At 46.5% G+C, this 26,487-nt stretch carries 29 protein-coding genes; 14 read left to right on the forward strand and 15 right to left on the reverse strand.

Annotated features, from left to right (window positions below; all coding sequences use genetic code 11):
• Positions 1 to 92 precede the first annotated feature (92 nt).
• The 4 genes from ACLVWR_RS01785 to ACLVWR_RS01800 all read left to right on the forward strand — a co-directional run bounded on the left by ACLVWR_RS01785 (position 93) and on the right by ACLVWR_RS01800 (position 4,442).
• Positions 93 to 1,445, forward strand: coding sequence for a hydantoinase/oxoprolinase N-terminal domain-containing protein (locus ACLVWR_RS01785; RefSeq protein ID WP_413582241.1), 1,353 nt, complete (start codon positions 93 to 95; stop codon positions 1,443 to 1,445).
• Positions 1,446 to 1,448: 3 nt separating this feature from the next.
• Positions 1,449 to 2,867, forward strand: a complete 1,419-nt coding sequence (locus tag ACLVWR_RS01790) for a hydantoinase B/oxoprolinase family protein (protein WP_413582242.1) — start codon at positions 1,449 to 1,451, stop codon at positions 2,865 to 2,867.
• 18 nt (positions 2,868 to 2,885) lie between these two features.
• Positions 2,886 to 3,494 (forward strand): peptide-methionine (S)-S-oxide reductase MsrA, encoded by a 609-nt coding sequence (gene msrA, locus ACLVWR_RS01795; protein WP_413582243.1) that lies wholly within the window; start codon positions 2,886 to 2,888, stop codon positions 3,492 to 3,494.
• A gap of 156 nt (positions 3,495 to 3,650) precedes the next feature.
• A complete protein-coding gene (locus tag ACLVWR_RS01800) occupies positions 3,651 to 4,442 on the forward strand; it encodes a substrate-binding periplasmic protein (RefSeq protein ID WP_413582244.1) in 792 nt (263 codons plus the stop codon).
• On the opposite strand, the gene ilvA is transcribed toward ACLVWR_RS01800, so the two are convergent.
• Positions 4,435 to 5,640 carry a threonine ammonia-lyase gene (ilvA, locus tag ACLVWR_RS01805; RefSeq protein WP_413582245.1) on the reverse strand — a complete coding sequence of 402 codons (1,206 nt, stop codon included), beginning with the start codon at positions 5,638 to 5,640 and terminating at the stop codon, positions 4,435 to 4,437. The two genes, ACLVWR_RS01800 and ilvA, sit on opposite strands and share 8 nt — an antisense overlap.
• 254 nt (positions 5,641 to 5,894) lie before the next feature.
• Between ilvA and ACLVWR_RS01810 the strand changes: the two genes are divergently transcribed.
• Positions 5,895 to 7,106, forward strand: coding sequence for a hypothetical protein (locus ACLVWR_RS01810; protein WP_413582246.1), 1,212 nt, complete (start codon positions 5,895 to 5,897; stop codon positions 7,104 to 7,106).
• 8 nt (positions 7,107 to 7,114) lie between these two features.
• The gene (locus ACLVWR_RS01815; RefSeq protein WP_413582247.1) at positions 7,115 to 7,588 is read left to right on the forward strand and encodes a hypothetical protein; all 474 of its coding nucleotides are present in this window, start codon (positions 7,115 to 7,117) and stop codon (positions 7,586 to 7,588) included.
• A gap of 33 nt (positions 7,589 to 7,621) precedes the next feature.
• Here the strand turns inward: ACLVWR_RS01815 and ACLVWR_RS01820 are convergent, their stop codons facing one another.
• The 7 genes from ACLVWR_RS01820 to trhA form a co-directional block, all read right to left on the reverse strand.
• Complete coding sequence (locus ACLVWR_RS01820) at positions 7,622 to 8,290, reverse strand: O-methyltransferase (protein WP_413582248.1); 669 nt, start codon at positions 8,288 to 8,290, stop codon at positions 7,622 to 7,624.
• Between the two features lie 116 nt (positions 8,291 to 8,406).
• The gene (locus ACLVWR_RS01825) at positions 8,407 to 9,426 is read right to left on the reverse strand and encodes a YncE family protein (RefSeq protein WP_413582249.1); all 1,020 of its coding nucleotides are present in this window, start codon (positions 9,424 to 9,426) and stop codon (positions 8,407 to 8,409) included.
• Between the two features lie 65 nt (positions 9,427 to 9,491).
• Complete coding sequence (tpiA, locus tag ACLVWR_RS01830) at positions 9,492 to 10,214, reverse strand: triose-phosphate isomerase (protein WP_413582250.1); 723 nt, start codon at positions 10,212 to 10,214, stop codon at positions 9,492 to 9,494.
• Between the two features lie 49 nt (positions 10,215 to 10,263).
• On the reverse strand, positions 10,264 to 11,487 hold the full coding sequence (locus tag ACLVWR_RS01835; RefSeq protein WP_413582251.1) for a phosphoglycerate kinase: 1,224 nt from the start codon (positions 11,485 to 11,487) through the stop codon (positions 10,264 to 10,266).
• Positions 11,488 to 11,490: 3 nt separating this feature from the next.
• A complete protein-coding gene (gene gap / locus ACLVWR_RS01840; RefSeq protein ID WP_413582252.1) occupies positions 11,491 to 12,498 on the reverse strand; it encodes a type I glyceraldehyde-3-phosphate dehydrogenase in 1,008 nt (335 codons plus the stop codon).
• Positions 12,499 to 12,611: 113 nt separating this feature from the next.
• On the reverse strand, positions 12,612 to 13,589 hold the full coding sequence (locus tag ACLVWR_RS01845) for a beta-sandwich domain-containing protein (protein ID WP_413582253.1): 978 nt from the start codon (positions 13,587 to 13,589) through the stop codon (positions 12,612 to 12,614).
• A 141-nt stretch (positions 13,590 to 13,730) separates the two neighbouring features.
• Positions 13,731 to 14,366, reverse strand: coding sequence for a PAQR family membrane homeostasis protein TrhA (gene trhA, locus ACLVWR_RS01850; protein ID WP_413582254.1), 636 nt, complete (start codon positions 14,364 to 14,366; stop codon positions 13,731 to 13,733).
• A gap of 109 nt (positions 14,367 to 14,475) precedes the next feature.
• Here trhA and ACLVWR_RS01855 point away from each other — a divergent pair, with 109 nt between their 5' ends.
• The 3 genes from ACLVWR_RS01855 (at position 14,476) to ACLVWR_RS01865 (ending at position 16,888) form a co-directional block, all read left to right on the forward strand.
• Positions 14,476 to 15,327 (forward strand): S1 family peptidase, encoded by an 852-nt coding sequence (locus ACLVWR_RS01855; RefSeq protein ID WP_413582255.1) that lies wholly within the window; start codon positions 14,476 to 14,478, stop codon positions 15,325 to 15,327.
• A 325-nt stretch (positions 15,328 to 15,652) separates the two neighbouring features.
• Positions 15,653 to 15,961 (forward strand): hypothetical protein, encoded by a 309-nt coding sequence (locus ACLVWR_RS01860; RefSeq protein WP_413582256.1) that lies wholly within the window; start codon positions 15,653 to 15,655, stop codon positions 15,959 to 15,961.
• Between the two features lie 141 nt (positions 15,962 to 16,102).
• Positions 16,103 to 16,888, forward strand: coding sequence for a hypothetical protein (locus ACLVWR_RS01865; protein ID WP_413582257.1), 786 nt, complete (start codon positions 16,103 to 16,105; stop codon positions 16,886 to 16,888).
• 34 nt (positions 16,889 to 16,922) lie between these two features.
• Here the strand turns inward: ACLVWR_RS01865 and ACLVWR_RS01870 are convergent, their stop codons facing one another.
• The 6 genes from ACLVWR_RS01870 to ACLVWR_RS01895 form a co-directional block, all read right to left on the reverse strand.
• Positions 16,923 to 18,392, reverse strand: a complete 1,470-nt coding sequence (locus tag ACLVWR_RS01870) for a DUF1254 domain-containing protein (RefSeq protein ID WP_413582258.1) — start codon at positions 18,390 to 18,392, stop codon at positions 16,923 to 16,925.
• A 110-nt stretch (positions 18,393 to 18,502) separates the two neighbouring features.
• Positions 18,503 to 19,129, reverse strand: a complete 627-nt coding sequence (locus ACLVWR_RS01875) for a hypothetical protein (RefSeq protein WP_413582259.1) — start codon at positions 19,127 to 19,129, stop codon at positions 18,503 to 18,505.
• A 142-nt stretch (positions 19,130 to 19,271) separates the two neighbouring features.
• Positions 19,272 to 20,045, reverse strand: coding sequence for a TatD family hydrolase (locus ACLVWR_RS01880; RefSeq protein WP_413575404.1), 774 nt, complete (start codon positions 20,043 to 20,045; stop codon positions 19,272 to 19,274).
• Positions 20,046 to 20,054: 9 nt separating this feature from the next.
• Positions 20,055 to 20,960, reverse strand: coding sequence for an ATP-binding protein (locus ACLVWR_RS01885; protein ID WP_413582260.1), 906 nt, complete (start codon positions 20,958 to 20,960; stop codon positions 20,055 to 20,057).
• A 63-nt stretch (positions 20,961 to 21,023) separates the two neighbouring features.
• The gene (gene tmk, locus ACLVWR_RS01890) at positions 21,024 to 21,659 is read right to left on the reverse strand and encodes a dTMP kinase (protein ID WP_413582261.1); all 636 of its coding nucleotides are present in this window, start codon (positions 21,657 to 21,659) and stop codon (positions 21,024 to 21,026) included.
• Between the two features lie 69 nt (positions 21,660 to 21,728).
• On the reverse strand, positions 21,729 to 22,196 hold the full coding sequence (locus ACLVWR_RS01895) for a hypothetical protein (RefSeq protein ID WP_413582262.1): 468 nt from the start codon (positions 22,194 to 22,196) through the stop codon (positions 21,729 to 21,731).
• A 139-nt stretch (positions 22,197 to 22,335) separates the two neighbouring features.
• Here ACLVWR_RS01895 and secG point away from each other — a divergent pair, with 139 nt between their 5' ends.
• From secG to ACLVWR_RS01920, 5 genes are all read left to right on the forward strand, one after another.
• Positions 22,336 to 22,734, forward strand: a complete 399-nt coding sequence (gene secG / locus ACLVWR_RS01900; RefSeq protein ID WP_413582263.1) for a preprotein translocase subunit SecG — start codon at positions 22,336 to 22,338, stop codon at positions 22,732 to 22,734.
• Between the two features lie 36 nt (positions 22,735 to 22,770).
• Positions 22,771 to 23,577, forward strand: coding sequence for an AgmX/PglI C-terminal domain-containing protein (locus tag ACLVWR_RS01905; protein ID WP_413582264.1), 807 nt, complete (start codon positions 22,771 to 22,773; stop codon positions 23,575 to 23,577).
• A 129-nt stretch (positions 23,578 to 23,706) separates the two neighbouring features.
• Positions 23,707 to 24,045: a hypothetical protein gene (locus ACLVWR_RS01910; protein WP_413582265.1), complete on the forward strand. Its 339-nt coding sequence runs from the start codon at positions 23,707 to 23,709 to the stop codon at positions 24,043 to 24,045.
• 12 nt (positions 24,046 to 24,057) lie between these two features.
• Positions 24,058 to 24,456 (forward strand): type II toxin-antitoxin system RelE/ParE family toxin, encoded by a 399-nt coding sequence (locus tag ACLVWR_RS01915; RefSeq protein WP_413582266.1) that lies wholly within the window; start codon positions 24,058 to 24,060, stop codon positions 24,454 to 24,456.
• Entirely contained in the window at positions 24,446 to 24,769 is a 324-nt protein-coding gene (locus tag ACLVWR_RS01920) for a DNA-binding protein (RefSeq protein ID WP_413582267.1), read from the forward strand. Before ACLVWR_RS01915 ends, ACLVWR_RS01920 begins: the two co-directional genes overlap by 11 nt.
• Before the next feature lie 12 nt (positions 24,770 to 24,781).
• Here the strand turns inward: ACLVWR_RS01920 and ACLVWR_RS01925 are convergent, their stop codons facing one another.
• The gene (locus ACLVWR_RS01925; RefSeq protein WP_413582268.1) at positions 24,782 to 26,482 is read right to left on the reverse strand and encodes an AAA domain-containing protein; all 1,701 of its coding nucleotides are present in this window, start codon (positions 26,480 to 26,482) and stop codon (positions 24,782 to 24,784) included.
• Positions 26,483 to 26,487 lie beyond the last annotated feature (5 nt).

Raw genomic sequence — 26,487 nt, forward strand, 5'->3', positions numbered from 1 at the left:
TAACAATCCTTTTCTTACGGCCATATCTTTGCTATATCTGATCGCCTAGCTTTAACACATTCTAGTGCGATTTCAATAGAGAGCGTTTAAAAATGCAAAACAGTTTCATGTTAGGTGTAAGTGTGGGCGAATCGTTCGCAGAATATATTCTGCTGGATGGATCAAACACGGTTGCAGCCAAACGCGCCTACCTGTCCCGTGAGAACTTAAAGAATTCTCTTCAACAATTCCTTTCAACTCACAAAGACAAAGGCATTGCCAAAGCTTTCGTGAGCCTGAGAATTTCCGACAAACTCATGGATTATAAACTCTCCGGTGCCGTTGCCCACGTAACGACAGAGGGTTTTGAAAACTGGCTTGAACTTCGCGGTTGCTCAGGATCAGCACTCACTTCTTCCGAACTGCATTTTTCCGTCCGCGAAAGAGTGCTGGCTTCAGGACAGATTCTGCAGCCGTTGGACAACCAGGAAATTGAAGGCATTGCCGCAAAAATTCTTTTGATGAATATCAAAAAGGTCTGTCTTCACTTTTTGCATGCGAACATCAATCCCGCCCATGAAAAGCAGGCGCTTGAGTTGTTCAAAGCAAAAGGCATCGAAGTTTACATCCCTGAAAAAACTGAAAATCAGGACGAGGTCACTCGTTGGAGAAAAAATGCGCTCAATGCCACTGTCTCCGGCCTGTTTCAGGATCTGAAAAAAGATCTTCTTGACGGCATGAAAGATGCTGTCTCCGAGGCCAACGTATTTTTCGTGGGCGCTGAAGGTGAAATCTTTCAGGACGAGACTTACAAATGCGTGGGCAGTCTATTTGGTTCCTACAGCGCGCTGGGACTGCAGTATCAAAAATCACAGATGGATGTTTTGCATCTGGGGCTTGAGGACTTTGTATTGATCTCTCCCAACTCGTGGAGCAACACCTGGGAAAGTCCTTGGGGCAAAGTTGAAATCAAAAGTGTGCAAATTCGTCCACTGAAGATTCAACCAACCATGGGTTTGAAACTGAACTCTTTCAAACACTTTGATTTCAGTAACAGCATTGAGGGTTGGGAACCTGGCCCTATGAGTATCGGTCGCGGGCAAAAACCCACGCTGATTGATCTTTGGACTGAAAATGCCAAACTAACTAAGACAGAGGGACTGCAGGATCGCACTGTGGCTGCGGGAATTCAAAAATTTAAAACCGCTCTTCTGACTCTGGTTAAATCCAGTTATGATCGCAATCTTGAAATTTCAACTGTGATCAAAGAAATGCAAAGCCTGGGCATGCAGAAAATCGTGATGGAATCCCTTCTGCATCGCCAGAATAAAAAAATCAAAGTTACAGGCCCCCTGGCTGAGCTTTTTGCAAATGGTTTCAAAAAAGACAGCAATGCCACTATTGATGATCAGGATTTTGCTGAAGCCCGCGCCGTGGTTGCGGTGGGCATGAAGGCGAAGGTTTAATTTATGTCTTACCATATCGAACTTTTTCATTCTTTGCTTTCTGATTTCCTGCAAGGCGAATCAGCCCTGCTTACAACTGAAAATGACGTACTCATGGTGCGTGGAAGCAATCCGGTCTCCTATGGCACTTTGGTGACGGCTGCAAACACCGCTTCAAAGTATTTGAAATTGGCCGAAGGCGATATTGCCCTATTGAACGATCCTTACAGCGGTGGAACGACCCTGGATGAAATCACTTTTATCATGGCCGTTTCCGAAGATCTGATCTGGGTCAACCGCCGCACTTTGAACAAAAACATCAAGTTCGCAAAAAGTGTAGAAGAAGAAGGCCTCAGAATTCCCCCGACTCCTTTACGCCAAAAAGGCCAACTCAATGAAATGATTCTGGGAGCGATGAGTGCTCACCCTGCATGCCCGGCGAATTTCACGGAGTGGATCAAAGCACAATGCGCAGACATGATTGCCAGTGCTCAAAAGCTGCATGATACAATCGAAGGCACTGGAATTTCCGTAACCGGGGAGCTGATCGAGGACTATCTGCATCTGTCCAAGAAACTGGCTGTACAAAAGATTTCCGAAAGAGCCTCTGGTGAAACGCGGGTTGATGTTGTTTTGGATAGTGGCGAATTGCTGCGCTTAAATCTGGAAATTCAGGACGGACGCGTTGCTATGGATTTCGGGGGCACTTCGGCTGCCAAAACCCTGCACCTGACAGAGTCAGCGGCTTATGGGACTTGCTTTAAAGCCATCAGTGATTTCTACGGCTTTGATCGCTATGCAAACACGGGTTCCTTTTCGATTTTACAAGTCACCAAACCCGCGGGCTGCTGGTTGATGGCCAAGTACCCGGCTTCGACTTTGAAGGGAATGACCTGCGGAGTGGCGGCACTGAAGACGGCTGTCGATCTGGCTTTGTCATACATTCACACTAAAAATGAAAAATCACTTAGCTCAACCACTCCCCTTTTGGTGCAACTGAACCATGAGTCCACTCAGACTTTCCTGAGCATCGGTGGTGGCCAGGGAGCAACGTCTGAAGTTGAAGGACGCAGTGCCCACATTGAAACCCTGTCGGTCGAGACTTTGGAAAGACAGTTCCCGGTGCGTATTCACCGCATCGACCGTCGCAATTCCATCGGTGGAAAAGGAAAGTTCAACGGTGGTCGCGGCATGATCTGTAAAATCGAGGCCTTGGAAGATCTCCAAGCAGCGTGGTTGACAGATATGACTTTGCATCGCCCTCGCTTGCCAAAAAATTGCTCGCATGGGGACCCTTCCGAGGTCACCCTTGAACACGCAGGCACAACAAAGAGCTTGCCTGTATTGGGACAACAAAAGATTCTAAAAGGCGAGATCGTGAGCTTCTGCTCGGGATCTGGCGGTGGCTACGGCCGACCGGAAACAAAGGTCATTGTCGAATAGCTTAAACAAGGGGGCTCCATGAAATCAGAAATCGCATACCTGGCTGGTGGTTGTTTTTGGGGCATGGAGGACCTTTTGCGCAAACTGCCTGGGGTCATGAAGACTGAAGTGGGTTACATGGGTGGCAACACCCAAAATGCCACCTACAACGAAGTCAAAACCGGCACGACAAATCATGCTGAATCCGTCAAAGTTGAATTCAATCCAGATCAACTGTCTTACGAGAATCTGCTGCTCTATTTTTTCAAGATCCATGATCCAACCACGGAAAACCGCCAAGGTAACGACATTGGCACCCAATATCGCAGCGAGATTTTCTATACCTCCGAAGAGCAAAAACAAACGGCCGAAAAGGTCATTGCCCGTGTGGACAAATCCGGCGCCTGGGGCAAGCCAGCTGCCACCACAGTTGAAGAGGCCGCTCCATTTTGGTCTGCAGAGGGGTATCATCAGGATTACTTGCTAAAAATCCGGGTGGATACACGTGCCACTTCGTTCGCAAAGTCGATTTCTAGAGCCCCTGCGTCCGTTAGGGGCGCTAAGCATCTTATGTTTCACAAAAGCTACTTTTTGCGACCTAAAATACTCTCGAACAAAGCAATCTCACACAATCTCGTGGAACACTAGAATTAGTTTATTTCTCCTCTGAAATCCATAGAGCAAATTCTTTAAATTCGACCACCCGCTGCAGTTACAACTTAGCAATAACTGATTTTGAATTGGTAACTTGTTGAAAGACACGGTAACGAATGAAGCAGCCGTAAGAATTAGGGGCGGCTTGAAATGAAAACTCTTGTGTCTGCAATCATACTCATCTTCGGAATTCAGTCGCTGCCGGCGAAAGCTGACACGATTTTAGTTCGATCCGATGCATGGTGCCCCTACGTCTGCGACAGCAGCTCGGCTCCAGGGTATATGGTTGAAGTCGCCACCAAAATCTTTGAAAAAGCCGGCCACAAAGTAAAGTTCTCGATGGTCAACTGGGCCCGTGCGGTCAATGAAACCCGTAAAAATAAGGCCACAGCCGTTGTGGGTGCCAACTATAACGATTGCCCCGACTTTGTCTTCCCGACAAAAACACTGGGACTTGGCCAGGATTTCTTCTTCGTTAAAAAAGACTCCAATTGGACATACAAGGATTACTCCTCACTGACGGGTAAAAAAATTGGGGTCATCAACGGTTATGCTTACGGCGGTGATGTAGATCGCATCATCAATGAAAACCGGGAAATCTTTGTTTCCATCTCTGGTGAGCATCCACTGGAACAAATCCTGAAAATGATGGAAAGCAAACGCCTGGATGCCTTTATCGAAAATCAGCTGGTGTTGCGCACGGTACTGGCTGAGATGAAAATAAATCCTGACGACTACAAAGCCGTGAGCTCCACGGTTGCCAACGATGCGAAACTATTTATGGCATTTTCTCCGTCTAATAAGAAATCGGAAGAATATGCCAGAGTTTTCTCAAAGGGATTGGTTGAAATGCGCCAAAACGGTGAACTGGCGCGCATTCTGATGAAATACGGAGTCCCCGACTGGGACCCCCATTCCACAACTCCGGATCCGACTAAATAATTTTAGCTCCGGAAGCCTCGAGTGCTTTTTTGATTTTTTCCACATGTTCAATGCTGGAAGTCTCCAACACAAAATCAATTCTGGTTTCACGCAAAGACAATCCTTGCGAAACACGGTCATGGCGAACTTCAAGAACATTGGCTTTTTCTGACGCAATCACTTGAGTCAAGTTGCTCAGGTTCCCTGGCAAATCATCAACGATCACAGACAGCTCACACAGCTTCCCACGCAAAGCCTGACCACGGTCGATGATTTTGCTGACGATGTTCAAGTCGATGTTGCCACCGCTGATAATCACACAGCACTTCTTACCCAGATTAATTCCCGCATGCATGGCCGCTGCCATCGCTGCCGCGCCAGAGCCTTCGGCCACCGTTTTCGCACGCTCCATCAGGAACACAATCGCCTCTGCAATTTCGTCATCACTGACAGTCACGACTTGGTCGACGTATTTTGAAATAAAGCTGTCGTAGATGATCTGCGACGGATTCTTAATCGCAATACCATCGGCAATCGTCGCGGCTCTTTTCTTTTTTTGATCAGGAGTTTGCTTGTTGTAAAGGCAAGCCATTCCCGGTGAACGGTCACTTTGCACTCCAATCACGCGGATTTTTGGATTCAAGGTTTTTACCGCGAGCGCCACGCCGCTGATAAGTCCGCCACCACCGATGGGAACAATCACAGTATCCAGATCCGGAACCTTCTCCAGAATTTCAATACCAATAGTGCCCTGACCTGCGATAACAAACGGATCCTGGTAAGGGTGAACGAAAGTGTACCCGTTTTCCTTTTCAAGCTTCTGCGCATGCTCGTAGGCTTCATCATAGATTTCGCCTTTCAAGATCACGTTCGCACCATAGGCGCGCGTTGCTGTTGCCTTGCTGATAGAGCAATTCTCTGGCATGACGATAGTGGATTTTACTCCCGCCAAACGTGCAGATAAAGCGACACCTTGTGCGTGATTTCCAGCGGAACTGGCAACCACTCCTCGGGCTTTTTCTTCAGCGCTTAAGTTGGAGATTTTATTATAGGCACCACGAAATTTGAAACTGCCCGTGCGCTGAGTGTTTTCAAATTTGAAATACACTTCACTGTTCAGGAGATTGCTGGCACTGATTGAATGACTCAATTCCGTGGGGCTGATGATGTCTTTGATAAGCTCGCGCGCTTTTTGAATGTCTTCAAAAGTTACTTTCATAGGGAACCGAAACTCCTGTTAGTCGACCTACTTTCTTCCAAAATAGCACCTCGGGCAAGAGGCTTTCCAAGGTCCCGGTTTTTAATGGAATTTCCCAAAATGATCCTAACTACATGGAATCACTAAATTAATTGATAAATACTTTAATACTCGCAGAAATATTATGTCGCACAGGTTAAGCAAAAATCACCGAAATACTCAAAAGCACTCATGATTTTGGCAAAATCGCCGAAAAGTCCAGTGAGGGGTACTGCTTGATCAAACGACTCAGAATTCTACTAATTACGACATCAGTGATGTTTTTTGGAGCATTCGCGTTCGCGCAAGCTTCCGAGGACATTCGCGAGCTCGTTTTTAATGGAAGAGTGAATGGTCGCTCCTCGCCTGAGTTTACAAAAAACTCCCGAAATATTTTATCGACTGTACCTCCCGGCTCGAAAGCAGATGTGGTCACCACGAAGCGTATGAATTCTTCCGGTTCCTATGCTGTGCAAGTTCGTTTGACCAGTGTGGGTAAAGGTAAAACAAAAGCCCAAGTTGGTGATCTGGTCTGGGTTTTCTATAATAAGAAAAATCCGTGGCTGAAGTTCCGCGATGGTGATGACGTGGAAATGCAAAATCCAGAGTCAGCATTAGCCAAGCAATCCCGCGAAGCTGGCGTCTCGCAACCCGCGCCTTTTTCCAACGATGACAAATCGGTTGATCCCAATGAAGCTATGCCAGATCAAACACGCACTGAAGCTGGCATGGGCGGCAACTGTAAACTGACGAACTCCTGCGGTGGCAATGAAGCCAATCGCAATGATTTGAAAGATGTTGCGACAAAAACTTTGGATGATGCTGCCTCAGAAAGTAAAAAGCCCAAAGACTTTAAAAAAGATTCCTCAGAAGTCGCCGCAAGTGACAATGCCAAAGCGAAGGATGACGCTCTTTATGCTCGCTACAAAAAGCGCCGCTATACCATGAGTGAACATGACTGGAAGAATTTTCCTAAAATCGGAAAGTACTCCAACGATCCTAAAACGCAAAAAATGATTAGATCGGCGATGGCGAACAAAGAGCCCTACTCCACTAGTATGTGCTATCAGTATGTAAAAAGAGCTGGTATGGCGGGTGGCTGGTTGAAAAAATATCCACCAGGTGGCGAAGCAAAGGACGCTGTCCGCGACTTAAAAGCCCAGGGATTTACCAACTTAATGGAATCCCCTTATAAAGGAATCATCAAAACACCGGACGATGCTCCAAAAGGAGCTTTTCTGGTCTATGCAACTTCAGATAAAAATGAAGCTGGCGATATTCAAATCAAGACAGACTGGGAATCAGATGGTGGTTACGTCAGCGACTTCGTCAGACCCCGTGATATGAGTCGGGGAAAAGACGGCAGCTTTATGACATTTGATAAGGCCAAACGCTTTGCCAAAAAAGGGAAACCTTATAGAATAATCGGTGTGATGGTCAAAATATAGGGATGTATATGAAGAAAATATTTTTAATCGCTCTTATTTTTTCATTGATCAGTTTTAAAGCCGCGGCTGTGTCGGCGGATGACTCATTGATTGCGTTGAGCAAAGCAGAACAACTTGTGACCTCCCTGCCCGAGGAAGGACGCTATCAGGAGAGTGACAGCAAGAATCGCGACAAGATCTTCGATATCCTTGAAAAATCAGTGAAGGCATTCAAGGACTCGCCTGAAGATCAACTTCTGCTGGATCAAATTGTTAAAGTGGCTTCGGCAATGAATAAAAAAGATTCAGAACAATATTCTTCTGAATTGGTGCTGGTGCTTTTTGATTACTCGGAGCCTGAATTAAAAAACCAATCAGCAGCCATTAAAAAGCGCCAAGAGCAGTACGAGACAGCATTAAAGAAACTTCCACCTGCGGATGCAGCTGCCTTGAAGAAATCAATACAGAACTTCATCAGATCAAAACACCAAGGCAACGGATAGAAAAAATGGCAGCTTCGAGCTGCCATTTTTTATTTATACTTTTACGCTGACTTCGTGAGCGGGATGTCTTTCACCGCGCTTCGTGTGAATCGGTGACGAGATATATCCGTTGTCGGTATTTCTGATATACGCCAAGTAGTCCTGCAAGCCATCGTGATCGGTGTTGTCACTCGCAAGGATACCTCCGCTGCGCAATTGATCTTGCATCAGCTTCAATACGTCCATGTACATGCCCTTTGGACCATCCAGGAAAAGCAGATCCACGTTTTGTGGTTTGTCCTGCTTCAACGTTTGCAAAGCATCGCCCACGCGGAACTCTACATACTCGATCAAACCAGCTTCAGTCAGATTCTGTTTTGCTTTTGCGGCTTTTTCTGGATGAAACTCTGTGGTGATCACTTTGCCACCACCATTGTCTTTGATCGCTGCCGCCAGATAAATTGTAGAAACACCGAATGAAGTTCCGAACTCAACAATCGTTTTTGCTTTGGTCGCGCGCGCCAGCGCATAGAGCATGTTTCCAAAATCAGATCCAACGGCCATGTACACTTTGCGCATGGCTGTATAGAACTCCTCAGAGGTTGCAGTATCCGGAAGTTCATTTGCTTCCTTGCGGTTTGCCGCATCGTTATCCGCAGAATCTTTGTAAAGACTTGCCAGAAGAGTTTGAACTTTTTGATTTGCCAGCCATGAATTTTTCATATTGTTTTCCTGTCTTAATAAATTTCAAAAGTTTGATACATCCGACCGTTCATAGATTCCACTCGAAAATAAATTTAACCCTTAGGAGATAACGAAATGAAAATTTCAAGGTCGAATCACATTTTCGCCCAATCCATTCCATCAGGACGCAGTCCAATATCCAAATTCCCGACCACTTCCATCTTATTTAAATCAATGATCGAGATATAACCCGCCGGCGTACAGGACACGAAGGCGCGATTGCCCAAGTCCTCTATCAGAATATGGGCGGCTCCTTTACCCAGATTCAGCTTTTTGATCTCTTTAAAAGTTGCAACATCATAGATAAGCAAATCACCTGTTCTTAGGCTGGAGATCAAAACTCGTTTGCCATCGGGAGTGAACTTGATCCGACTAATACCCAACACTTTGGTATCTAAGGTCTTAATAACTTTCTTAGAGGCGATTTCAACAATCGAAACAGTGGCATCATGGGCATTAGTGACCCAGATATGCTTACGATCCGGGGATACATCAAAGCCTTCAGCGCCTTTGCCCGCAGGAATAATCGTCTGCAACCATCCCATCTGCGGTTTCGCGGTCGACAACGGTTTTCCTATGGGAGGAATCGGCGGTGGTAGCATTAAATTATCCAAAATACTTAAAGTGCCTGAATCCACATTCGTCGCATAAATCTGTTTCGCATCCGGAGAAACTTGAATCATGTGTGTGCGATTCTGACCGATACCCATAATCCAATCGACCTTGCCGTCCTTCGGATTAATTCGCGCGACGGATTTTGACCCCTCAGAGGTAAACCACAACTTCCCATCGGTAAAAGTCATTCCATGAGGCCCCAACAACGCCCCCGTATCTATTGAAGGAAGGGCTTTCATTCCGGGAATATCGATAACGTTGATCTCATGAAAAAGCCCGCTCCCGGTATTTGAAACGTAGGCGGTCTTGCCGTCTTCGGACACAACGACCTCGTGGGGATCCTGACCGACCGGGATTTTACCCAGGATTTTCAGCGACACAGAATCGACGAAAACAAGCTTGTGTTCCGTCTTGGAGATCGCCAGCAGCACTGATTTTTCATCCTTGGCATTGGCATGGGTGAAAACGAAAAGTCCCAACAGAATCGGCAATACTTTCATAAACAGTCCTTCTTATTCCAGTACGTTAGAAATAAAAAAAGAGAGCTTCATCAGCTCTCTTTTCACTAAACACTCGCAATTTTTTGGAAGGAATCAACTTCCAGTGAAGCGCCACCAACCAAGAAACCACTGACGTGTGCTTGCTTGATCAGTTGACCGGCATTGTCCGGTTTCACACTGCCACCGTAAAGAATCGGTGCTGTGAAGCCCATTTTAGTCAGAATATTGTGAACATCCGTGTGGGTCTCGGCCACTTGTTCAGGAGTCGCCACTTTGCCAGTGCCAATCGCCCAAACTGGCTCGTAAGCCACAACAATCGGTTTTGCTTTGTCAGCTTTCGCCAGGCCCAAAAGCAATTGAGTTTCCAATACACGGAATGTGTGAGTTGCCTCGCGCTCCTGCAAAGTTTCACCAATGCACAACATCGGAGTCAGTCCTAAAGATTGAACGTAAGCCACTTTATCAGCGATCAAAGCATCGGTTTCACCAAAGATAGAACGACGCTCACTGTGCCCGATCAAAATGTACTGACCACCCAGTTCTTTAACAACTTGAGCCGAGTTTTCTCCAGTAAATGCCCCAGAAGCCTGAGTATACGCATTCTGCACACCAATCTTGATCGCAGAACCCTTCACCGCCTCACAAGCCGCTTCCAAAGAAATAGCCGAAGGAAAAAACACAACTTCGCCAGTTACAGATCCCATCACCTCTTTAAACTTGTTCAAGAAAGAACGAGTCTCAGCAGGCGATTTAAAAAGCTTCCAATTACCAGCAAAAATCTTTTTCATAAAAACCTCGATAAAAGAAAGGCCCCTTTTATGGAGCCTTCCAAAGATACTATTCGTAGTTGCTCGCTGGGCGAGATTTCGTACGAAGAATTTCCAGACCTGGAAGTTTATCACCTTGAAGGTATTCCAAAGAAGCTCCGCCACCAGTCGAGATGTGAGTCATCTTGTCTGCATAACCAGACATCTCAGCCGCAGCCGCAGAATCACCACCACCAACGATTTTAGTCGCATTGGATTCAGCGATCGCTTTCGCTACGCCGAATGTCCCTTTAGAGAATGCTGGATTTTCGAAAACGCCCATGGGGCCATTCCAGAAAATAGTTCCTGCTTCTTTAAGAGCTGCAGAGTAATTGCGGATCGTTTGAGGTCCGATGTCCAACGCCATCTCGCCATCTGGAATGACAACATCTTTCGTTGTGTGAGCATTCGCCACATCACCAAAAGCTTTCGTCGCCACGTGATCTACCGGAAGCACGATCGTTTTGTCACGAGCTGCGATACGTTCGATCATCTCTTTGCAATAGCGAACCTTGTCAGTCTCAACCAAAGAGTTACCAACAGACACGCCTTGAGCTTTCAAGAATGTGTAAGCCATAGCGCCACCGATGATGAAACCGTCAACGATATCCATCAATTTTTCGATAACCGGCATTTTGTCAGAAACTTTTGCACCACCCATCACAGCGATGTAAGGGCGTTTTGGATTCGTCAAAAGAGAATCCAGCATGTTGATTTCTTTTTCGATCAGGAAACCAATGCCTTTTTCTTTCATCACAGACGGCAACGCATGAATCGTTGCGTGCGCACGGTGAGAAGCACCGAATGCGTCGTTGATGTAGATCTCTGCGTAGTTTGCGATTTTTTGCGCGAACTCGATAGAGTCTTTTGTTTCACCCGCTTCAAAACGAACGTTTTCAAGAAGGATCAATTGATTCTTTTTCAAAGAAGGGAGCAAGTGAACAGGAGCATCAGAATCTGGTTCTTCAACCAAGATCACTTCTGCACTCAAAAGTTCCTGAAGACGTTTTGCAACAGGCTCCAGAGAGAACTCTTTATCGTCCTTGGATTTTGGACGACCCAAGTGAGAAGCCATAACGATCTTCGCACCATGTTCCATGCAGTACTTGATAGTTGGAAGTGAAGCCGTGATACGGTTTTCATCCGTGATCTTGCCGCCTTCCATAGGAACGTTCAGATCCAGGCGAAGAAAGACAACTTTGCCTTCCAACGCGAAATCACGAACGGTTTTAATACCTTTAAGACCTGCGCTCATTGATTAAAGACCTTTCGCAGCCATGTGCTTAAGAACGTCAACCATACGGTTTGAGAAGCCTGTTTCGTTGTCGTACCAAGAAAGAACTTTAACCATGCGAGGACCCACAGTCATAGTGGATGCAAGGTCTACGATAGAAGAGAATTTGTTGCCGTTGAAATCAACAGATACAAGTTCTTCTTTTTCAACAGCAAGAACGCCTTTCAAAGCGCCGTTAGCTGCCGCAGTCAAAGCTTCGTTAACCGCTTCTTTAGTCACGTCAGTTTTAGCTTGGAATGTGAAATCCACCAAAGATACGTTTGGAGTTGGAACACGTACGGAGATACCGTCGATTTTGCCTTTAAGCTCTGGCAATACCAAACCTACGTTTTTAGCAGCCCCAGTTGTTGTTGGGATCATGCTAACTGCAGCAGCGCGAGCGCGGCGCATGTCAGAGTGAGGAGCGTCCAAGATTTTTTGGTCGTTCGTGTAAGAGTGGATTGTCATCATAGTGCCGTGCTCGATACCGAATTTTTCATTCAATACTTTTGCAAGAGGCGCCAGGCAGTTTGTTGTGCAAGATGCGTTTGAAACTACGTGGTGTTTTGATGGATCGTAGGCTTCGTGATTGATGCCGTAAACCATAGTGATGTCTGCACCTTTTTCAGCAGGGCCAGAAACCAATACGCGTTTCGCTCCGCCTTCGATGTGCTTCATGAAGTCTTCTTTGTTTTTGAATGCACCAGAGCACTCAACAACAACGTCTACGCCCCAAGCTTTCCAAGGAACTTCAGCTGGATTGCGGGATTTTGTTACGTGGATTTTTTTACCATTAACGATCAGGTTTTCACCGTCGTGAGAAACGTCACCGGCAAAAGTGCCGTGAGCAGAGTCGTATTTCAAAAGATGCGCATTGCCTTCAATGCTATCCAAAGAGTTAATACCTACGATGTCGAATTGCTCGTGCGCGGCTCTGAAGAAAACGCGACCGATACGACCAAAACCATTAATACCAATACGAAGTTTTGCCATGAATGAGCTCCTTGTTTAAAAAAACAGCTCACTATGTGCTTTTGAACGCTAAAAAGCCAGTCTAGACACCCTGTCCCGACTGGCTTTTATGGCTTATAAAGGGAAGACCCGGATTAGAAACGGGATACGTTAATATTCGGGTAACCGTCCAACGAGAATACTGTCAAAAGGACGTCTGCGTGGCCACCCATGGACTCCAAACGGACGTCAATGGCAGTCACACGATCACCGCGGTAGAAGTTTTCAGAAACCGCGCTTTGACCCGCGTACATCGTTCCGCGGCCCTGAAGGCTGTAAAGGGATAGTCTTTGACCTCTTTGTGTATAGACAATCGCGTCATGAACTCGAACACCCGCCGTCAAGGTACGAACTTCAATCTGATCAACAGCTTGAGGGTAAGCAAAACTTAGGCGAACCCACTCACCACCCGTACGGCGCGTGATGCTGGAAACCTGAACTTCCGCGCGGTCATAGCGACCACCTGGGTTTGGTGGAGGTGGCATTGGTGGACGAGGACGTGGATTTGGACGAGGTCCGTAACCGCCATCACCAAGGCCTGGACGACCGTGACCAGGGCGACCGCCCCAGCTTACATCTGAAGAGCGAGTTTCTGACCAGGAACCATTGTGACCTTGGCAGGCAATGCCTTGAGTTCTTTCCGAACGGCCACGCATTTCAATAACGCTGACATATTCACGGCAATATTCACCACGAGAGTTATAACCTTCGCGAGTGGAGTTAAAAGATCCACGCGCGCCGGAACGAGAACCATATTGGCCACCATCCCAACCGCAATTTTCTCCGATATTGCCCTCAAGAGAACGACGTTGAGCCTCACCATATGCGCGGCGATCGTTGTCTTCCATGTTTTGACCAAGTTTGTTACCGATCACAGAACCTGCGATTGCACCGATAATAGTTGCCGCCGTTTTGCCGTTGCCTTTTCCAAAACCGGAACCAGCAACGCCCCCGATAACACCACCGATGATTGTGCCCACATCTCCCTTATCGAAAGCCGCGTGAGCTAAAGTTGAAGTTTGCATGACAGAGGCGAAGAGTGCCGCGCCAAGAATCAGGTGATTTGTTTTCATAAGTGGTTCCCTTTCGATAGGAGTTTTAAGTCGCAATGAACCCTATAACAAAGTTCGTGCCACTAAAATCGGGGCCATACTGGCCCTAATTCCATTGAAAAGAAATTCCAAATTTTATTACGTATTTTTAAACGGAAACCTTTAGGCTACGAACATCAGCAGACAAATCAGCTGACACATACTTCCGGTGATCACGAACATGTGCCAGATTCCATGGCCATGCTTAATTTTTTCATCGAATAAAAAGAAAATGAAACCAATTACATAGGCCAAAAAGCCCACCATGATCAGGGTGAATCCCCACATTGAGACCGCTTGATAGAGGTCAGTCAGAACAGGGATCACTGAAGCACTCATTGTGACATACAAAATATTACGCAAGGTGGCACCCTTAGGTTTCCTGAAAACTTCCAGATAAATTCCCAACAGCGCCAGTCCCCAAACGACCAGCAAAACCGAGTATCCTGCGACACCACTGATCGCCAGAATCATATAGGGAGTGTAGTTCCCTGCAATCTTGAAATAAATCCCGATATAATCGAGTTTCTGGAATGTGCGCTTTTGCTCGCCTTGAGCGGAATGATAAAGAACCGACAAAACATAAATCAGAACGGTTGAAACACCGTATATCGTAAATGTAATAATGCGTGGAATATCCTGACGCACGAAGGCCGTGTGCATCAGGAAAGCGACGCCCACAAAGGCAATCAGCGCTCCCAATAAGTGGCTAAAAGTATTAAATTTTTCACCGTGCTGCACAGATAAAAGTCGTTCCACCTTTTTAGCTTAAAACCCTTGGCCAAAGCAGCGCAAGAAACTTCACTGGAATCTGGCCGTATTTTCGAATTTAGTTGCCAAGCTCCCCGAGTTCGATAAAGACGGCACTATGAAAAACAAACTGATTCTCATCGCGTTGTCACTGGCGTCTTTGGCTGCCTGTCAGGGCGATCTGACTTCGCAGCTTCAAATCACCCAAGACAACGCCGTTATCAACGGCAGCAAAGTCACCTCTCGCACTACCGCCGCAGCGAAGAGTTTGGTTTTCATTGAACTATTGGGAGCAAACGGCGCGGTTCGCACATTTTGTTCTGCTGCTCTGGTCGGAACTCGCACAGTTCTTACCGCGGCCCACTGCTTTGATCCGAAGCATGTGAAAGCTTTCACGGGCTTTCAGGTTGTTTTCGCCAATCAAATCGGAATCAAAAACTCGGCCCTTATTCGCCGTGGCTTGGTGTTTAAAAAGCATCCTGAATACAACACCAACAGAGTTTACAACTACGACATCGCGATGGCGGTCTTTGAAGGTACGGCTCCTGCTGGATTTATCCCAGCTGTGATGGATTCCGATACTCGCGCGAACTACGGTGGCAACACGCTGTATGTTTATGGTTACGGCAGATCTCAGGACTACACCGGCAAGCCTGGTGAAAACTTGCGCCACTCTGTAGGGGTTTTGCATCGTGGAGTTGTGCAGGTTCAAAACGATTACCATCAGCTCGGTGATTTATATCTTTTAAAAACCAGTTCGACTTCGCATATCTGCCAGGGTGATTCCGGCGGCCCGCAGTTTTACAGTCAAAATGGCGTCACTAAAATCGTCGGCGTGACCTCTGCGAACTTCGGTAAAGTTTTGGAAAACGGGCAACATTCCTGCCGCGAGTATTCGCAAGCAGCCAAGGTTGCGCCTAATTATGCCTGGTTTAAGCGCGAAGAACAAAAGGCCCTGAATCAACGCTAAATACCAGATAAAATCCGCATCTTTCATGCAAATGCCTCTCTCCATCCATAAATATTGACTATTTGTGCGGTCTGCCGCACAATAGAGAGAGACGTGGTTTATCGCGTTTACGAAACAGACGACTTTATAAAATGGTTTCAGAAGCAAAATCTGAAGACCCAGTTGATTATTACAGCTCGCCTGGAGCGGCTTCAAACTGAAGGGCATTGGGGATTTACAAATCGCTTCGAAGGTTTGATAGAACTAAAATGGATTTCAGGAATGCGCATCTATACCTCACTCATCGACAATACTATTGTGATTCTACTTGCGGGAGGGAACAAAAATGGACAAGGCAAAGACATTAAAAAAGCGAAAAACCTTCTCAAAAAAGTCACTGAAGGATTTTAAGCCCAGCACAACGCTATTACTTAACAAAAAACTCATTGCTGAAACATTGGTGGATTGTTTACTTAAAAACGATCTTCATACTTTTCAAGATGTACTGGTAGCGCATCTTCGGACGCTTTCCAAAACGGATCTCGCCAAACAAACAGGACTTGGTCGCCGTACCTTATATGACATCATTGAGGGAAAAAATTTTGATCCTAAACTTTCAACTTTAAGTTCATTGCTTAGCAAGATTGCCGGCTGAGTAGGCTTTTGACCCAATTCAGCCCATTGGGTATCATTTTTTGATGCCTTTTGATTGCCACTGGAGGTTTTGGAATAAAAAAGCGATACCTATTTGTGTGAGGCGCTGATGCCTTCAACAAACACCAAATAGGAGTTCCCAATGAAAAAACTAGTGATCGCTTCCCTGATTCTGGCTACCGGCACTTTGATCAACTCTCAAGCACAGGCTGCGATGAAACCGCAACTGCAATGCGAATTCACCTACTACATGCCAAACAGTGATGACATCACACTGCAAATCAAAGGCACCTCGAACAATTTCATCGAAAACAATCCTGTCGTAAAACTTTATGATGATCACTACCGCGATTGGGGAAGTGTTTCACTCAGTGATGGAGGCTCACAGAACCCCACTCTTCACATCGACATCCTGCAATGGCGCCAGGATGTGGTTATCGATCATGAACAGGATATCTCCCTGCGCGGTGCTGAACAAAACATGTTCGGACTGAAATGCCATGTTTACCGCATTCAGGATTTAAAGAACGGATATAGCAGTTTACTTAGCATGCCCGAACCGAAACCGTACACATTGCAAAAATCATCGAAGTCGTTAAACAACTGGATGTTCGGAACAAAATCTTTCCCCTACGCTGATGTGTTCGAGGAAACAATTGAGATAAAAGAAAACAGCGGATTCGGAGTTACAGAAAAAGACGCGGTCTTCAATACCAACTTCGCGACCATCGTGGGATATGAAGTCATCAGCAACTGGCATGACGGCACCAACGGCAATTGGAGCATTGATGAGCGCACTGTCGGCGGAACCAGAGCCATCATCGAAATTCGCAGCAAACAGTTCCGCGGTATGAACTACACCGTCAAGGTCTACTGGGTTCCAAATTTCGACTTCGCTCAAGACTGGAGATTCAACAATCCATTCTAAAAAGTAAAAAGGCCCGAGAAGGGGCCTTTTTTTGCTATTGATTAAGTCCGATCTTTTGCGGAGCCGTCGGGAACTTCACCGCTTCAAAATCCCCGGGTCTCCAGGATCCATTAAACGTCGGTTCCGTCGGACCGTAAATTCTGAAGTAAGTAAACCAGCCCCTACCCGGTACAGTCTGAATCCAGAAATTTTCCTTACCCGCCGGCGCTTTCGGACCAAAATACAAGGTCACTTCTTTCGTACCCTCGGGGATGTCCCGCAATTCAAACAGGGATCGCAATGCCGCTTTATTCTGCGGGCTTTGCACCTGACTTCGAGTCTGCGCATCGTATGCCGTTACAGACCAGAATAATTTTGCAGGAACCGGATACGGCACCTTCAACTGATATGATTTTCCACCATCAAGGTACGCGCCCTTGCTGTCTGAGTGTCCCAGCCAGTACAGCGAACCCGCTCCAGGACTACGACTAAACATCGCTGGCGAAGCGATGATGGCCTGAGCAAACCAGCGTTCACGCGCCTGCAGATCTATTCCAGAATCCGTCATAAAGTATCCATTTGCAGACACGTAGCTCGCCCACTCCCATCGTCTGTCTTTCCAAGTGATTCTTTCAGGCCGAGAGTCAGCAAAAGCGGCAACGATCAACTGCGCTTTCCCATCCCGGGCAGCACGCTCTAAAATTCCCTTCATGCGCGCATCCGGTTTAAACTCTTTTCCTTTTGCGATTCCCAGACTCTCAAGAACTCCATACATGGCAACGTACTCGGGATTTGCCGGCTCTTCGGAAATTACTTTGTGCAGAGCCTGCCAGTACTTGATGTTGTCTTCCCAGGACAGTGAAGACAAATTCACTTTGCGATCGGTCAGATCAATCATGCGCATCGTTTTGCCGGGATTATTCAAAGGATGAATTTTGAAATTGCTTAAAGCACTCATTGCTTTTTTCATGTCGCCATCCGTCGGCAGGGACCGAATCGCCACCAGATTTTTCATAGTTGCTGATCTTCCAACCTGATAACCCTTAGGGACTTCACCTTTGTATCCGGGAGGCAGTATCAAATGTTTTCCGCCCTGCCCCTTGTTGGGCCCCGGTATTCCGAAATCCAAAATCCATTTCTGATTATGATCATTAACCAAACCAATGTACGATCCGGCCGGCACTTCGACAACCATAGGACCATTAGAAAGATCAATGGTCCCACCACCATAGGGAGTGTCAGAATTTAACGTTAATCCCACGTGATGAGACTGCGCCGCCATGATGAACATACTTTCATTGTCGACGGTGCCGTTGTCACGGCCCCCCTGAAAGATTCCCTCTGCAGAAACTGTCGGATAAAAAAAACGATACGCCGTCAACGCCCGCTGATAATCCTGGTCTTCAAGGGCGCCCTTAACCATTCCTCTATCAGGATAACCATTTGACTGGATAAGTTTTGTCGTTGGCTTGGCACTCGCAGAAAATACAAATGCCAAAGACAATAATAGAACAGAAGATTTCATCGCAACAACTCCATGTTTTGGGTTCGCCTTATTTTAGACGACCAGCCCTGCAGATCACGCTGCCTTTGAAGTCATTGCGGAAAATCATAAACGGGATTTGTTGTTTGTTCCTACCAACCATAACTTAAACAAAACGTCAGCCCGGTTAGGTCAAATCGTGTCTGCCCAGCAAGTTGCGCTGATTCCTGGCGATAACTCATTTCAAAATTCAGAAGCTTCTTGCTCATTCCAAAAAGCATTTCCACTCCGACCGCGGCGCTATAACCATATCCAGGCGACGTTTGATGAGTCTTAAGTGAATTGACAGTCGTTGAAGTACTAAGGCTGAGCTGGTTGTAGCTGACATAGCCCCCACCGCTCAAATATAGATTTGTCCCGGATTCCCTGCGCGGAACGGGAAAGAACATTCCTCCCAGTTCCCCTTGTGCGAAATAAAACGTATAGGGAGATAATACTTTGTCAGTTCCATCCAGAAAATTCTGCTGACCTGACGAGCTTCCAAATCGGCCTCTGATGTAGCCCCGAAATATATCTCCACCGGCATCACGGAAAAACTCTACACCTACAGCTGGGCTGCCTTTCGCCAAAGACTTGCCTTCATCGCCCGAAAACACCGTTTGAAACAAACCCATTTTTGTCGTGCGAAATTCCCCCGGACCGGAAGCTCTGCAAAAGCCCGGAGCGATCGACACGATCGAAAAAAGAGTTAATAACAAGACGGCTCCGAACGTTCTCAAGTCGCTGCTCCTTTGGGATGTTAAATAAAATTTCTTAACAATTTATCGGAGAGAAACTCGTCTTAAGAACAAGACTATCGGCCAATTCGCGGGTTCAATTCGCACATATGATGTATTGCTAAAGGCATTGTAATCTAAAACATTACCAGGAAATTTTTGGAAACATTTTTAGAGCATTGGCCTTTGTCTGCTCAGCCAATTGTTCGACGGTCACACCTTTTAGGTCTGCCACGAATTTGGCAGTATGAACGACGTAAGCAGCGGTGTTCTTTTTTCCGCGCATCGGGATTGGCGCCAGGAAGGGCGCGTCTGTTTCGACGTGAATGCGATCCAGGGGCAAGCCACGGACCGTATTGCGCAAGTCATCTGCGTTTTTAAAAGTCACAACACCGCTGATGGAAATATTAAATCCCAGATCCAACGCTTCTTTTGCAAGCCAGGAAGTGCCTGTGAAACAGTGGATGATTCCTGTCACTTCGCCTTTGAATTCTTTCAGGATGGCGATGGTGTCTTCTTCTGCATCACGTGTGTGAATTTCAACCGGCAAACCTGTTTGCTTGGCAATTTCAAGTTGCGCCCGGAAAGCGTGTTGCTGTTCTTCACGCGGTGACTGGTCGTAATAATAATCCAGCCCAATCTCCCCGATCGCAACCACTGCTGGATCGTTCGCATTGGCCAGAATAAATTTGCCGACTTCTTCTGTGTAGGTTTTGCCGTCATGGGGATGAATTCCCAATGTGCAATAAACGTCAGGTGCATACTTGTGCGCCAAATCCAAAACCAATGGCAGATCGTTCAGCTCGGTACCGATCGTGATAATTTTGCGAACGCCGGCAGCTTTCGCATTTTGAATTGCGGCTTCGACGCCCTCTTCGAGCATATTCAGATGGCAGTGAACATCAATCCATTCAGTCATAGGACTATTCTACACTATATCCTGGCTGGTGATGAAGTATTCTTCCATCACCAACTGAGAATCTCTGTTAGCACCCAAAGCCTGTTCGGACTGCAGGGCTTTTTGAATCAAAACGAGCAGTTTTTCGCGGGTCTGTTCGGCCAAAGTCTTAATCAGCTCGGCCTGATCCAGATTCGCAATTTGGGCTTTGGCACCCTCTTGATAAACAATGGCATCGCGGAAATAACCCACCCAATAGGACAACAATCTTTGACCCTGTTGGCGGTCTTTGAATTCAGCCCGCCACATCTCATTCAGCAAAAAATCTTTGTCTTTCATAAAGACTTTCAAAATCTCGACTGATTTTTCGCGAAGTTCCAGTTCTGGCCCGTCCTGCAGTTGCGCCAGTTTTTCAAAACTGCCACCCGCGGATTTCAAAGCCCAGGTCGGTGCTTTCACACGCTTACCCAGATCTTCCATCGCCAGCGGTTTAAACTGCACGATGCGGGAACGGGAGCGGATGGTTGGCATAATGCCAGCGACACTGGGTGCAATTAAAAAGAAGAACGTGCCGTCTGGCGGTTCTTCCAAAGTTTTAAGCAGGGAGTTTGCTGCCTGTGGATTCAGAAGCTGTGCCTGATCGATGATGATCACGCGATTTCCGCCCAGGCTTTTCAAACTTAAGAACTCCAGGATTTCTTTGGCTTGCTCGATCTTGATATTCGCCCCGGATGGAGCAATGATGCGCAGGTTTTCATGCGCATGATCTTTTTGCGCCACACGGAAACATGAAGGACAACGACCACAACCACGAGCGCTTTGCGGGCACATCAAGGCCTGCGCCAAACCAATGGCCGTCATTTTTTTACCGACTCCCGCCGGACCCACAAATAAAAAAGTCTGCCCGGGCTTCCCTGCTTCGAAGGAATCCGTCATTTTTTTTATCGTCTCCTGGTGTCCCAGGATAAAATCCAGCAGCCTTGCCACTTGTTTGTTTCCTTACTTCAAAATCTTTTTGTCGGTCAGTGCTTTGATCAATTGCTCAAACAACACAGCCGGAGTTTCTTTGGCATCCAGAACCAACCACGCGGCAGCATCCGCTTTCGCTTGCGCCAAAAAACTTTGTCTTACTTTTTCATGGAAAGTATCCGCTTCAGATTCAATGCGGTCTTCGCTTTCGCCATTTTGCTCGCCACGACCTTGACGACGTTTGCGGGACTCCTCTACCGGAAGATCCAGCAGAATTGTCAGGTGTGCCTTCAGCCCACCGGTTGCAAAGTTATTCAACATCACAACTTCATTTTCAGAAATCTCGCGGCCACCGCTTTGAAAAGCAATGGAACTTGCTGCAAAGCGATCACACAAAACCCAACTGCCTTTTTCAAGTTGTGGGCGGATCACTTGATCCACGTGTTGGGAACGGCTGGCTTCGTACAAAAGCAATTCAGTGCGTGCAGTCGGCGCTGGGCCTTCCTTACGCAAAATCATGTGACGGATCTCATCCCCCAATGGAGTGCCACCCGGTTCACGAGTCATGTATGTGGGAATTCCACGTTTTTGCAGCTCTGCTTCCAGAGCCTTCATCAGTGAACTTTTGCCGGAGCCATCAAGGCCTTCAAATACCAAAAAAGACATGCTTTGTTTTGTCAGACATTCGTGGAGTCCGGTCAACTAAAGGACTCTCAACAAGGGGCGGCAATCATTCTATTTTTGAACCACCCAATCCCCGTGGGTGTCTTTTCTCAAATTATAAACCACGAAGAGATATTTCATAGGTTCACCGGGCCGGCCGGTTTCCTTGGCAATCAACTGGTAAGCGTTTGCGAAATTGAATCGATTCACTGCCGCTGGCGACACGGTCGCGGCAACCTTTAAAAGTCCCTTTCGGACGTCTGGCGGATAGGACGTGATGTAGACAGTGGCGCTGCCCATGACACCGCCATTCAATTTGATGTCTTCGGCTGAAAACTCCGCGAATTTCACCATGAAGCTCACATAGGCATTCAGGAAGGTATCTGACTGAGTCAGGTAACCTTTGGCTTCCTCTTCGATTGTGCTTTTAAATTGTGCAGCAGCTGCTGCTTCCGCGGCCTTCTTAAGAGACTTTTCATCCGAGGTGCAGGCAACCAAACAGGACATCACTAGAATCAGGGGCAGAATGAGTTTTTTCATGACTTTCAGTGTACGAAGGAGGCGGGATTAAACACAACCACGTGCGACTGCACGCGTCATTGGACCCTATAAACCGTGTTTTGGGTGGACGAAGGGGCTGCTTTGTCCCTATATTGTGGGACTTTGGGAGATACTTGAAATGACTACTTTTGTTGGAATTATCCATATCATCGTTGCACTTGTTTTGATCGTTCTAGTTTTGATCCAAGATTCAAAAAGCAACGGCGCATTGGGCATGGGCGGAAGCTCAGGTTCAAACAGCTTATTGGGTGCTACGGGTGCTCAATCTTTGGCTGGTAAAATGACGGTTTGGGCTGCGGTTATTTTCGCAGTAACTTGCCTGGCTTTGTCGGTATTTACTTCTTCTACTCATTCTAAATCTGTTGTTGATTCTTTGCCTGTAACAGCTCCGGTTGCTCCAGCAGCAACTCCTGCTCCAACTGACGCAGCGGCAGCAGCAGCAACTACTGCTATGCCAGTTGAAGCAGCAGCTACACCTGCAGCAAGCCCAGCAGCTACTGCAACTCCTGCAAAATAAGCTGCCATCTTTTAACTTCTTCGCTATAGTTTCTCTATGGCGAAGAAGAACAGCTTGTTGATTCCATCTCTTATCGGTCTTGGTATATTGAGTGTTGCACTCTCTCTCCTTGTCTCCAATTTCACTGAAAAACAAAAAGTGACAGTTCGCCCTCTTGCACGTGTTGATCTGAACATGGGCACAGTCTTCGTTCTTCGTAAAAACATGACTCAAAAAGAAAACCTGACTCGCACGGCCTCCTTGTATCCTTTGGATTCCGTGGAAACAGGCCCTGATGGCGATGCCACGATGACGTTTGATTCCGCTTACAAGATCCGTGTTCAGGAAAACTCCCTGATCACACTGGATGAAGAGTACGGCCGCCAAGTGATCCTGATCAAACGCGGTGACGTGCAGATGGAAACCGCGGGACGCGATGGCTCTGTGATGATTTCACGCGATGGTGTTCGCTGGACGGCGAACGACTACGAAGCAAACTATCGCAAACAAGCGGCCAGCGGAAACCTGCCTGACTTGGCACCTTCCACGGAAGGTTTTGCCGGAGCGAAATCCGCGGGCGAGGGCCTGACTTCTGAATTCATTCAGGAAACTTTACGCACCCACCGCAACTCTTTCTTTAAGTGCTACACGCAGTTATTGCAAAAAACTCCAGGCGTCGTGGGACAAGCCTCTGTCGGCTTCACCATCGAACGGAGCGGAAAGGTCAGCAATCCTTCTGTAACCAATTCCACAATCAGCGATGCTTCCTTCAAGAAATGTCTGACTGAAGCCATTCGCCGTGTAGATTTCAAAAGCTTCTCCGGCAACCCTATCTCGACGGTTTTCCCTCTTAAATTTGAATAGGTGAAACCTGAAAAACGCTTTTCTTGGTCATTAACCGGACAAACCTTTCTCGTTTTTCAGTCTACTGGTAAATAGCATAATACCCGCGCTAGCACGTCATCTGCACTCCTTGAGACCAAGGAGATCTAGATGAAAAGAAAATACGAAACAAAACGAAATCGATTCGACACACTGACCGAAGCCATCAACCTGGAATTCGGAAATCAAACCCAAGCTGAACTCCACCACAAGGCTCTGGCATTTCCCCACTACCAGATGGATATGTATCACGTCTCTCGAGTTTTAAAGAACCAGATAGAGCTCGTCCACGAATTTAATGACGAAATAATCTACCCTGTCTTCGTTGATGAAAAAATCAGACAGCATCTAAAAAAAGGCGACACCTTCCTGCTAGGCCTAGGCCTCAGGGAGTTTGATTGGCATATACTATGGATGAGCCCACCTTACCACGTAGGTGAATGGCACTAAGCCCGGTGGTTTATGACAAAAAACACCCGGAACCCCCGACGCATATTGCAATCTGCGCCCATCTACGCTATAGTGGAGAGAGAAAGTACCGCATTTGAAGTACTTATCTATGAAAATAAAAATGGAACCGAGCCGTTTAGCGATTGGTTGGATTTGCTTGATAACTCTGTAAGAGGAAAAGTCATAGCTCGAGTAGACCGCTTAAAAATGGGCCTACCTGGCAATGCGAAGGCACTAAAAAATGGTTTGTATGAATTGAAGTTCAAGAATCCTGCTTTCCGCATTTACTATACGCTCATCGGTAAACGAGTGATTCTTTTGGTGTCGGGTGGCGATAAAAATCGCCAAACCAACGACATCGAGCAAGCCAAGGAATATCTGGCAGATTATAGGAGGCGCTATGAAAAATAAGAAAACCACCAAAAAATTAAGATCCTGGTCGGCCCTCAAAAAAGATCGGTTTCACAAAGACACTGAAGAAGCCATCGCCTATCTAAAAGCAACACTGGAAGAAAATGGAGATATCCCCGAAATCGTCATTGAGGCAATTCGTGAAGTCTCGGAGTCATTAGGAATGTCCATAGAACAAATTGCGAAGAAAGCCAACAAAACACCTTCAACAATTCACAAAGCCCTTAGCAAGTCAGGGAATCCTACACTTGGGACATTGACTGCTGTCTTAAAAACGATGGGCCTGAGATTGTCGGTTGAAAAAGCTAGCTAAGTACACCGGCTGTTATGCGGCTCTGCGAATTGTGGTTTTCCCGAAATTTACCCAGCGTAAGAACTCGTTTAAATCGGCTGAAACACGATTATGCGAATTTTCCCAAAGCTGAGTATCGTAAAGGCAATAAAATCTGGATTTTGCGCGCGTGACTGAAACATTCAGTCGTTTAGCATTTGCCAAGAACTTTAAATCGTTTGGATTTCGATTAGAGCTTCCAAATGACAAGAATATCGCTTCTCGCTCCTGCCCTTGAAATCTCTCCACAGTATCGATCAACACTTGAGAGGCCAACTCAACCCCAAACCTCGTTTGCAGATTTGAGTTAACGAGGCCCGCTTGCGCCCTATACGGGCAGATAACTCCAATTTTACTGAGGTCCACACCATTCTTAATTAGTCTATCGACCTTATCAGAGATATAGTTAGCTTCCTTTTTTGAGGAATTCCCGCTCCCATCACCATCAAATCTCTTAGGCACGACGAACCCGTCGGTATACAGTGCAGGATTACCACGAAAGAAATCACGATCGGAATTTGATAAGTTTGGAGTAAGCTTCCCTCGATAAAATTTTTCAGAAGACCACGCTTGAATTTCACGGCGCATTCTATACTGGATTTCCAACATAGGTGAATCACTGTCAACGACAAATGAGAAAACATCATCACAGGGAAGGTCATTGTGTTCCGCTACCAAAACTGGAGGGAGCTGATGCTGGTCACCAACTAGAACCACCCGCTTGGCTATTCGTTCTATATAAGGCCAGAAATATATTGGAACCTGACCAGCTTCATCAACAATCAACAAGTCAAATTTAGGAACTGCTTTATTGAAGGCCAGCTTGTGCAAAGTAGAACCCACTAACTGAGCTTCGTTGATCTCGTCATTAAAAATGGTTGAGATGAAATCGTTAACCTTTACATTTTCACTATATAAGTCCCGACGAACTTTTGCTAGCTCCCCCACTCGCCACCAATTAAACTTCACACCGCCTCCAACAATTCTCGACAGCAAGTTATCCACAGCCGCATTGGTAAAAGACGCCAAACAGACTTTCATGCCCGAGTTTACAGCAAGTTCAACGACGGTTTTTAATAGATGGGTTTTGCCCGTACCTGGCGGCCCCTGAATAGCTCCAGATAGATTGTTTTCCATCAAATATCTCAGTGCCTCTTGTTGAGGAGGATTCAGTTGCTCGAAAAGGTCTCGGAACTTGGCACCAGAGTCATTAAGGTCATATCGACCATCGCCAAGAATTGCTGGCTCGGTACTCGCCTTTTCAGCAATTCTTTTTCTTAAAATATTACCAAATAATGCAGATGAACTTTGGAATAAAAAAACTTCATTAACACCCTCCAAATCAAATGGCTGGCATTCAACTAGAACCTCAATTCTCCCGGGTGAAGGGTAACTAAGATTTTTTACTATGCCATTTTCCGACAATAGCGCCGATTTATCACTCTTACTATTTTGAATACGAAGATCAACTCGATCTCCCGGTCGAAATCGCGAATAACTAACATCCCCTCTTAGAAGGACTGTCGTAAATGAAGGGGCTCCAACAAAACAAAGCGGGCCCAATGCACTTCCGCTGTCGACAATTTCACTGAGTAATCCCTCTGCCTCACTGCGATGACGCCAGTATTCAGAACTACTCTCTTTTTGTATCATATTGAGAATCGCGGTAGTTTGGATTGCCGGATACTTCTTCATAATAA

This window comes from Bdellovibrio sp. HCB288 (genome assembly GCF_047305935.1).
GTDB lineage: Bacteria > Bdellovibrionota > Bdellovibrionia > Bdellovibrionales > Bdellovibrionaceae > Bdellovibrio.

Excerpts from the sequence above, each read along its gene's own strand:
- ACLVWR_RS01785 (WP_413582241.1), top strand. The coding sequence starts at position 93 with ATGCAAAACAGTTTCATGTTAGGTGTAAGTGTGGGCGAATCGTTCGCA.
- ACLVWR_RS01790 (WP_413582242.1), top strand. The coding sequence starts at position 1,449 with ATGTCTTACCATATCGAACTTTTTCATTCTTTGCTTTCTGATTTCCTG.
- msrA (WP_413582243.1), top strand. The coding sequence starts at position 2,886 with ATGAAATCAGAAATCGCATACCTGGCTGGTGGTTGTTTTTGGGGCATG.
- ACLVWR_RS01800 (WP_413582244.1), top strand. The coding sequence starts at position 3,651 with ATGAAAACTCTTGTGTCTGCAATCATACTCATCTTCGGAATTCAGTCG.
- ilvA (WP_413582245.1), bottom strand. The coding sequence starts at position 5,640 with ATGAAAGTAACTTTTGAAGACATTCAAAAAGCGCGCGAGCTTATCAAA.
- ACLVWR_RS01815 (WP_413582247.1), top strand. The coding sequence starts at position 7,115 with ATGAAGAAAATATTTTTAATCGCTCTTATTTTTTCATTGATCAGTTTT.
- ACLVWR_RS01820 (WP_413582248.1), bottom strand. The coding sequence starts at position 8,290 with ATGAAAAATTCATGGCTGGCAAATCAAAAAGTTCAAACTCTTCTGGCA.
- ACLVWR_RS01825 (WP_413582249.1), bottom strand. The coding sequence starts at position 9,426 with ATGAAAGTATTGCCGATTCTGTTGGGACTTTTCGTTTTCACCCATGCC.
- tpiA (WP_413582250.1), bottom strand. The coding sequence starts at position 10,214 with ATGAAAAAGATTTTTGCTGGTAATTGGAAGCTTTTTAAATCGCCTGCT.
- ACLVWR_RS01835 (WP_413582251.1), bottom strand. The coding sequence starts at position 11,487 with ATGAGCGCAGGTCTTAAAGGTATTAAAACCGTTCGTGATTTCGCGTTG.
- gap (WP_413582252.1), bottom strand. The coding sequence starts at position 12,498 with ATGGCAAAACTTCGTATTGGTATTAATGGTTTTGGTCGTATCGGTCGC.
- ACLVWR_RS01845 (WP_413582253.1), bottom strand. The coding sequence starts at position 13,589 with ATGAAAACAAATCACCTGATTCTTGGCGCGGCACTCTTCGCCTCTGTC.
- ACLVWR_RS01855 (WP_413582255.1), top strand. The coding sequence starts at position 14,476 with ATGAAAAACAAACTGATTCTCATCGCGTTGTCACTGGCGTCTTTGGCT.
- ACLVWR_RS01860 (WP_413582256.1), top strand. The coding sequence starts at position 15,653 with ATGGACAAGGCAAAGACATTAAAAAAGCGAAAAACCTTCTCAAAAAAG.
- ACLVWR_RS01865 (WP_413582257.1), top strand. The coding sequence starts at position 16,103 with ATGAAAAAACTAGTGATCGCTTCCCTGATTCTGGCTACCGGCACTTTG.
- ACLVWR_RS01870 (WP_413582258.1), bottom strand. The coding sequence starts at position 18,392 with ATGAAATCTTCTGTTCTATTATTGTCTTTGGCATTTGTATTTTCTGCG.
- ACLVWR_RS01880 (WP_413575404.1), bottom strand. The coding sequence starts at position 20,045 with ATGACTGAATGGATTGATGTTCACTGCCATCTGAATATGCTCGAAGAG.
- ACLVWR_RS01885 (WP_413582260.1), bottom strand. The coding sequence starts at position 20,960 with ATGACGGATTCCTTCGAAGCAGGGAAGCCCGGGCAGACTTTTTTATTT.
- tmk (WP_413582261.1), bottom strand. The coding sequence starts at position 21,659 with ATGTCTTTTTTGGTATTTGAAGGCCTTGATGGCTCCGGCAAAAGTTCA.
- ACLVWR_RS01895 (WP_413582262.1), bottom strand. The coding sequence starts at position 22,196 with ATGAAAAAACTCATTCTGCCCCTGATTCTAGTGATGTCCTGTTTGGTT.
- secG (WP_413582263.1), top strand. The coding sequence starts at position 22,336 with ATGACTACTTTTGTTGGAATTATCCATATCATCGTTGCACTTGTTTTG.
- ACLVWR_RS01905 (WP_413582264.1), top strand. The coding sequence starts at position 22,771 with ATGGCGAAGAAGAACAGCTTGTTGATTCCATCTCTTATCGGTCTTGGT.
- ACLVWR_RS01910 (WP_413582265.1), top strand. The coding sequence starts at position 23,707 with ATGAAAAGAAAATACGAAACAAAACGAAATCGATTCGACACACTGACC.
- ACLVWR_RS01915 (WP_413582266.1), top strand. The coding sequence starts at position 24,058 with ATGACAAAAAACACCCGGAACCCCCGACGCATATTGCAATCTGCGCCC.
- ACLVWR_RS01920 (WP_413582267.1), top strand. The coding sequence starts at position 24,446 with ATGAAAAATAAGAAAACCACCAAAAAATTAAGATCCTGGTCGGCCCTC.
- ACLVWR_RS01925 (WP_413582268.1), bottom strand. The coding sequence starts at position 26,482 with ATGAAGAAGTATCCGGCAATCCAAACTACCGCGATTCTCAATATGATA.